Genomic DNA, 6,155 nt, shown 5'->3' on the forward strand with positions numbered 1-6,155 from the left:
ATCACGCCTCCTTCGCGTCTGCGGCGAGCCGCGCCAGATCCGCGAGATTGACGAAGCTCTGCCCGAACCGGGGCTGGCCGGTGCCGTCGTCCGTGCCGTCGAGAACGACATAGACAGGGACCAGGACCGCCGAAGCATCCGGCCGAGAAGGAAGGATTGAGTCGGGATCGCCAAGCAGCCCAACTGCCGGATTTTCTAGCCTCGTAAGGGTAATCTTCTTTTCCATTGCACAGCCTGCTAGTTTTCGCGGGTTCAGTCGCTCAGCGAGCACGGACCTCAGGTCTAGGCGGCCACAGACAGAGCCGAGGCCGGGCCAGCAGGCCGCGGCGGCTCATGATCGGAAGAGGCACGGGGCGCCCGCAGCCACATCGCCAAGGCAGCGCGGGTTGCTGCGGACAGGGTAACGCCCGTGTGGCGGCTCTGGGCCGCGAGATCCTTCCGCAAGTCGGAGGGCAGGCGAACGTTCAGGACTTCATCGCAGGAAGCGCGCACGGAAAAGCTCCCGAAATCTAATGACTTCAGGAGGATAACACCCGCGCCGGGGTTGTGTTACGCTCTTATATCCCGCCCGTACCAGTGGAACCCACAGTCTCTACCGGGTGGATATTTTGCCTAATCTTTCTTTTCGACGCCCGGCCCATAGACCTCCCCAAGACGCGCGAGGGCGGAAGCATCACGGGGCGGGCTCTCCGGACGAGATCGCAGCCGAGCTTTCCTGGCTGAATACGACTCGGGCAGGCTCCGAAAAACGTCGGTGATTACGCCGAGCACCGCGCGCTCTGCCGCCCGGCGGGTATCCTCGTCATCGCGAATGGATTTTCCGCTTCTTTGCTCGGCTTCTTGAATAGCAAGGGCCGGGAGCGCCCATAGGGTGAATAAGCTGTCACCCCCGCATTGCATTAGCAGTAATTCTTCCTGCTGCGAGAGCAAGTCATGGGTAGCGCCAAATGCTCTTTCGGCGCAGGCATCAACTGTTGCCTTAATCATCTCGGGAAAATCAATGGATCGCTCAAGGCGTAGCTCTAGCTCTTGAGCCATCGACCGGCCGGCGACTTCTGCGGACGCGGCCAGCTTGTCACGCAAGGTAGGCGACACGCGGGTCTGAAGGGGCACCCGCTGCGGAACAGCTTCGGAAGGCTTCGCATGAGCCATTCTGTGACCTCCTGTGCCTGCCGTCTCTTCCGTCACTGCCGTACCTATCACTCGCCCCGACCGCCGACAAGGGCTCTGGTGAACAACAGGTAAATGAATACCCCCAGCACTTGCGGAACCTGCCGCACAGGCGTAGGTTTTTCATTGACGGGTAAATGATCGGAGCCGGACGGATGAGCTACGCTGACATTGTGAAGCGCGCGCGAGAGGGTCGGCCGCTCAAGGTTCCGGACTTGGCAGAAGCCAGCGGGTTTTCGCGCAACGTGCTCTATCAGGCGATCAAGCGGAACGAGTTGGACGCGGTTCGGCTCGGACGCGCGGTCGTAGTGCCCGCGCCGGCCGCCCTGAAGCTGCTCGGCATCAAAAGCGAGCCTGCCGCCGCCTGACGCAACGCTGTCGGCGGGGCTTTCCTGCCGGCATCCCCACACCGAAGCATGGAGGCCACGCAACGCGATGGCTCGAAACGTCAGAACCCCCGCCGGGGCAAACGGCGAGGGCTCTGGAAAAAGTGTCGGCTTGCACGGCGACACCTTCCAGATAGCGCCTCACCGCTCCGAAATCCAGAGCAATCGTCTCCGCAGCCGCTACGGTCTCACGCCCGAGACTGCCGCGCTCGTTGCGGCGATGGTCTACGCAGTTCCCGAACACTGGAGCGCGCGCCAATGAGCGGCGCCCCAGATCTCAGCATGATCCGCGGCGAGATCGCGGCAGTCTGCGCCCGTGTCGCCGCCCATGCCAACGCCGCCATGGTTCACGCCGATGCGGAGTGCGACCGGGGCCTCGCCTTTGAGCTTCGGTGCGCCAGCGCCGCGCTCCTCTCGGCGGCTGAACTGAGCGGCCACCTTCGCCCCTCCCGCCAGCAGCAGGGGGAGCGCGCGGCATGAGCGGCAGTGTTCTCACCTTCCCTCGCAAGAACGTGCGCCCGCACCGGCCGACGCCCCTCGCGCCGATCGGTGGCGACGTGCTCGTGATCGACGGCGAGGGCGGCGGCTTCGTCGTCTACGACGAGAGCCCGAGCGGCGGGTCTGCCGGTGTCCACGGCGAGTTCGAGGACCACGGCGAGGCGATGGAGTGCGCTCGCCGGATCGCCCAGCAGATCAACGCGCGGTCACTCTCCGACATCTCGACAGGGGGCGCCGCATGAGCCGCGTCCTCACACCCGCCGAAGCGGATCGCCGGTTCTTCCAGCGGTTCACGGATCGTCGGCATCGCGTCCGCGTGGCAGCCCGCAGTGAGATCGAGACCGCCAGCCGCGAGGGCCGTCTTACCGCTGCAATTCCCGATGGCTACCGCGCGCACGTCGGTGTGATGCTTCTGAGCCGTGGCGCATTGCAATTCGCAATCGGAGTGCTCGCCGAGGGCGCTGATTGCGACATGACCGAGCGCGAGGCCCGCGGCGCCTTCGCCCTCCTTTTCCGCCAGGACGACGCGCAGCTCATCGCATGGGCTGCCGAACGCAATCGCCCGCAGGGACTAACGCCCCTGCCCCGCCGAAACGATGCGTGAGGAGGCTCCGCACGGTGGCCCTTACCCTCTCCGAAATCGCCCGCGCTTTGGGCGGCAAGGTCAACGGCAACCAAGCCCTGTGTCCCGGCCCCGGCCATAGCCGGAAAGACCGCAGCCTGTCCGTGAGGCTGGCAACGTCGTCACCCAAGGGGTTCGTTGTTCACTCGTATTGCGGTGATGATTGGCGCGACTGCGAAGAGCACGTTGCGCAGGCCCTTGGGCTGCCCCTGGATCACTGGCGCGAGGAGAAGGAGCGCCGCGCCTACGATCCAGACAGGGAGCGCCGCCGCCGCGAGGCTCGTGCCGAGGCCGAGCGCCAAGAAGCCATAGAGAACGCTCGGCGCCAGCGCAGCGCTCTCCGGATCTGGAATGCGGCGAGCGACCCGCGCGACACCATCGTCGCCGACTACCTGAGATCTCGCGGCCTCGAACTCCCCGACGACATCGCCGGAGAGGCTATCCGTTTTGCCGCACGCTGTCCGTGGGGCGAAAACTTCCTGCCGGCTATGGTCGCGCCCTTCGTCAACATCGAGACAGGCGAAATCACCGGCATCCACCGCACGGGCCTGACCACGGACGGGCGCAAGGTCGGCCGTAAGATGCTCGGCATCGCGGCCGGGGCCGCGATCATGCTGGACCCGTGCGAGGCCGTCAGCCTTGGGCTGGCGATCGGCGAGGGCATCGAGAGCAGCCTAAGCGCACGGCAACTCGGCATCCGCCCCGTGTGGGCGCTCGGCAGTGTTGATGCGATCCGGACTTTCCCCGTCCTGCCGGGCGTGGAGGGCCTAACCGTGTTGGGCGAGACCGGAGACAGCGGCGCCAGCGAGAGCGCTTGCCGCGAAGTCGGCACCCGCTGGCACCGTGCCGAGCGCACCGTCGAAATCATCGTGCCCCGCGTGCGCGGAGACCTAAACGACGCGATCCAAGCGGGAGGCGCCGCAGCATGAGCTTCAACCCCCACGAAGCTTCCGCCTACTTCGACAGCCGCCCGTTCGCCCCCCTGTTGGAGGACGAGGAGCCCGAGCGCTACCCGTCACCCGACGGCGGCACCGCGCCGGCCCAGGCGCCGCCGCAGATCAAAGCGAAAGCGTTCAAATGGTGCGAGCCGGCGAAGATCCCGCCTCGTGAGTGGGTCTACGGCCGGCACCTGATCCGGCGGTATGTCAGCACGACCGTCGCCCCCGGCGGCCTCGGCAAGTCGTCGCTCGCCCTAGTCGAAGCCGTCGCCATGGTCAGCGGTAAAGACTTGCTCGGCGAACGCCCGACCGAGCCCCTACGGGTCTGGTACTGGAACGGCGAAGACCCCGCCGACGAGTTGCAACGCCGCGTCATGGCCGTGGCTCTGCACTACGACCTTAGACCCGATGACATCGGCGAGCGGCTGTTCATCAACTCAGGCCGAGACACGGAAATTGTGATCGCCGAACAGAGCCGCGACGGCGTGATGGTGGCCGCGCCCGTGGTCGAGGCCGTCAAGGAGACGATCCGCGAGAACCGGATTGACGTGGTCATCATCGACCCGTTCGTGTCCTCGCACCGCGTCTCGGAGAACGACAACGGCGCCATTGACCGGGTTGCGAAGACTTGGGCGCGGATCGCCGAAGAAACAAACTGTGCCGTCGAGCTGATCCACCACGCCCGCAAGACCAACGGCGCCGAGGTGACGATCGAGGACAGCCGGGGCGCCGTGGCCCTGCTTTCGGCCGCGCGGTCTGCCCGCACCCTCAACGGTATGACGAAGGACGAGGCGGAAAGTGCAGGCGTCCAGAACCGCCGCTCTCATTTCAGGGTGGACAACGGCAAGGCGAACCTCGCGCCGCCGCCGGAGGGTTCGACGTGGTTCAAGATGGAGTCGGTCGCGCTCGGCAATGGCCCCCTCAACAGCGACGGCGACCACATCGGCGTGGTTACGGGCTGGACGTGGCCCGATCCGCTCGACGGCGTTCAGACTGCCGATCTCAGGGCAGCGCAAGCAGCCGTCAGCGCAGGCGGCCAGTGGCGCGAGAACTCGCAGTGTCGGGATTGGGTCGGCATCCCAATCGCTCAGGCGCTCAAGCTCGACCTATCGAAGAAGCCGGACAGGTCGAAAGTTATCCGCCTGCTCAAGATCTGGATCGGCAACAAAATGTTCGTCGTCACCAAGGGACTGGACGAGCACCGCAAGCCACGATCCTTCGTAGAAGTGGGGGAGATTGCCAGTGATTGAGACCCCCTTCCGTGAAGTGGTGCGGATGTGCGCCACCACCTGCGCCCCCCTAAAGGGGGGTGGCGCAAGTGGCGCAGTGGCGCAAACCCCGCACTTTGCGGCACCTGCGCCACCCTGCGACACCTCGTTTTTTCAAGTGGCGCAGAGCGGAATGCGTCACCTGCGCGCCACTCAGACAAGTTGCGCCACCTGGAAAGTGCGGAACGGGGCCAAAAACTCCGATTTTCAGGCTCAAAACGGGGTCGAAACGGCCCCGGTGCGGGGGCTCCAATGATTGCCGCCATGGATCGCTGGGGGCCGTTCGCTGACGGCATCGACAACGCCGAGCGGCTGGCCCGCCTACGTGCCCTTCGTGCCATCACCCACCTGTGCGCCGGCCCGCGCGGCGACCGTCTCGCCGACGAGTTGCAACGCGCCGAACGCGACGTGTCGCGCCTCCCGGCCGCCCTCGCTCAGATCGAGGCCCTAACCGCCTTGGACCGTCGCCAAGTCCTCGCGTCCTTCGCCCGCATCCACCGATCCGCTTGAGAACCGCCGCCACATGACGCCTCGCGAACTCGCCGCCTACCGCGCTGGCCTGCGCCAAGCCGCTGAATGGGCGCTCGTCGCCGCCCTGTCCCTCGAACTCCGAGACGACGCGGGCGAGCTGCGCCAGCAGGCAGCCGTTGCCGCCCTTCGCGGACTTGCCGAGGGCCTGAAAGCCGACACCACCCACCAGCCCGCAGGAGTGCCGCACCATGCCGACGCACAGCACGCTTGAGCCGGTCGAGGCGACCACGAAGGCCATCGACGCCCTGCTCTGCGCGATCGAGGGCAACCCGGCGGCCGGAGCCGTCGCAGCCTACCGCGCCGCCATCACCCGCCACGGCCGGGGCCTAGTCGAGACCGCCGGCCCCGAAGCGCTCGACACGGTGCGGGATCGCGTCGCCGCCCTCGCGCCCCTCACGGCCCAAGACCGCCGGGAGATCGTCGCACAGGCATGGGCCGGGTTGGCGCCTCCTGCCGTTTGAAATCCGTTGATTAAAAATCAAAGCGGCCCGCTATCCGCCGGTAAGAACCGGACGTTTTCGACCGTTAGGAAACGGATAGCCTGATCGCCGAGCCCGCGGTTTCCCCGCGTTTAAAACCGCGCCCACCCTCGTTTTCGACAGGTTATAAAACGTGTCGGGCCTCTCCTATCCATCACCTGGATATGCGACCGCCACCGCTGTTCCGGCCGTTGTTCTGAATGGCGCTGAACGTTGATCTCAAGCCCCGTCCGGTCTCGTATCCGTCTCGAATTCTCGAGAGA

General features: G+C 65.9%; 11 protein-coding genes. 9 read left to right on the top strand and 2 right to left on the bottom strand.

Going from position 1 to position 6,155, the window contains the following annotated elements:
* Position 1: 1 nt before the first annotated feature.
* Both J2W78_RS24480 and J2W78_RS24485 read right to left on the bottom strand, forming a co-directional pair.
* Positions 2-226 (bottom strand): hypothetical protein, encoded by a 225-nt coding sequence (locus J2W78_RS24480; RefSeq protein WP_253374283.1) that lies wholly within the window; start codon positions 224-226, stop codon positions 2-4.
* 386 nt (positions 227-612) lie between these two features.
* Complete coding sequence (locus J2W78_RS24485) at positions 613-1,152, bottom strand: hypothetical protein (protein ID WP_253374284.1); 540 nt, start codon at positions 1,150-1,152, stop codon at positions 613-615.
* Positions 1,153-1,325: 173 nt separating this feature from the next.
* Between J2W78_RS24485 and J2W78_RS24490 the strand changes: the two genes are divergently transcribed.
* The 9 genes from J2W78_RS24490 to J2W78_RS24530 all read left to right on the top strand — a co-directional run bounded on the left by J2W78_RS24490 (position 1,326) and on the right by J2W78_RS24530 (position 5,874).
* Positions 1,326-1,538, top strand: a complete 213-nt coding sequence (locus J2W78_RS24490; RefSeq protein WP_253374285.1) for a hypothetical protein — start codon at positions 1,326-1,328, stop codon at positions 1,536-1,538.
* A gap of 276 nt (positions 1,539-1,814) precedes the next feature.
* On the top strand, positions 1,815-2,036 hold the full coding sequence (locus J2W78_RS24495) for a hypothetical protein (RefSeq protein ID WP_253374286.1): 222 nt from the start codon (positions 1,815-1,817) through the stop codon (positions 2,034-2,036).
* Positions 2,033-2,296, top strand: a complete 264-nt coding sequence (locus J2W78_RS24500; protein ID WP_253374287.1) for a hypothetical protein — start codon at positions 2,033-2,035, stop codon at positions 2,294-2,296. The genes J2W78_RS24495 and J2W78_RS24500 overlap by 4 nt, the downstream gene beginning before the upstream one ends.
* Positions 2,293-2,658: a hypothetical protein gene (locus J2W78_RS24505; RefSeq protein WP_253374288.1), complete on the top strand. Its 366-nt coding sequence runs from the start codon at positions 2,293-2,295 to the stop codon at positions 2,656-2,658. Before J2W78_RS24500 ends, J2W78_RS24505 begins: the two co-directional genes overlap by 4 nt.
* A 14-nt stretch (positions 2,659-2,672) precedes the next feature.
* Entirely contained in the window at positions 2,673-3,605 is a 933-nt protein-coding gene (locus J2W78_RS24880; protein ID WP_253374289.1) for a DUF7146 domain-containing protein, read from the top strand.
* On the top strand, positions 3,602-4,864 hold the full coding sequence (locus J2W78_RS24515; RefSeq protein ID WP_253374290.1) for an AAA family ATPase: 1,263 nt from the start codon (positions 3,602-3,604) through the stop codon (positions 4,862-4,864). Before J2W78_RS24880 ends, J2W78_RS24515 begins: the two co-directional genes overlap by 4 nt.
* Before the next feature lie 282 nt (positions 4,865-5,146).
* Entirely contained in the window at positions 5,147-5,392 is a 246-nt protein-coding gene (locus tag J2W78_RS24520; protein WP_253374291.1) for a hypothetical protein, read from the top strand.
* A gap of 13 nt (positions 5,393-5,405) precedes the next feature.
* Complete coding sequence (locus J2W78_RS24525) at positions 5,406-5,624, top strand: hypothetical protein (protein ID WP_253374292.1); 219 nt, start codon at positions 5,406-5,408, stop codon at positions 5,622-5,624.
* A complete protein-coding gene (locus J2W78_RS24530; RefSeq protein WP_253374293.1) occupies positions 5,602-5,874 on the top strand; it encodes a hypothetical protein in 273 nt (90 codons plus the stop codon). Before J2W78_RS24525 ends, J2W78_RS24530 begins: the two co-directional genes overlap by 23 nt.
* Positions 5,875-6,155: the final 281 nt, after the last annotated feature.

The organism is Methylorubrum extorquens (genome assembly GCF_024169925.1).
Classification (GTDB): Bacteria; Pseudomonadota; Alphaproteobacteria; order Rhizobiales; family Beijerinckiaceae; genus Methylobacterium; species Methylobacterium extorquens_A.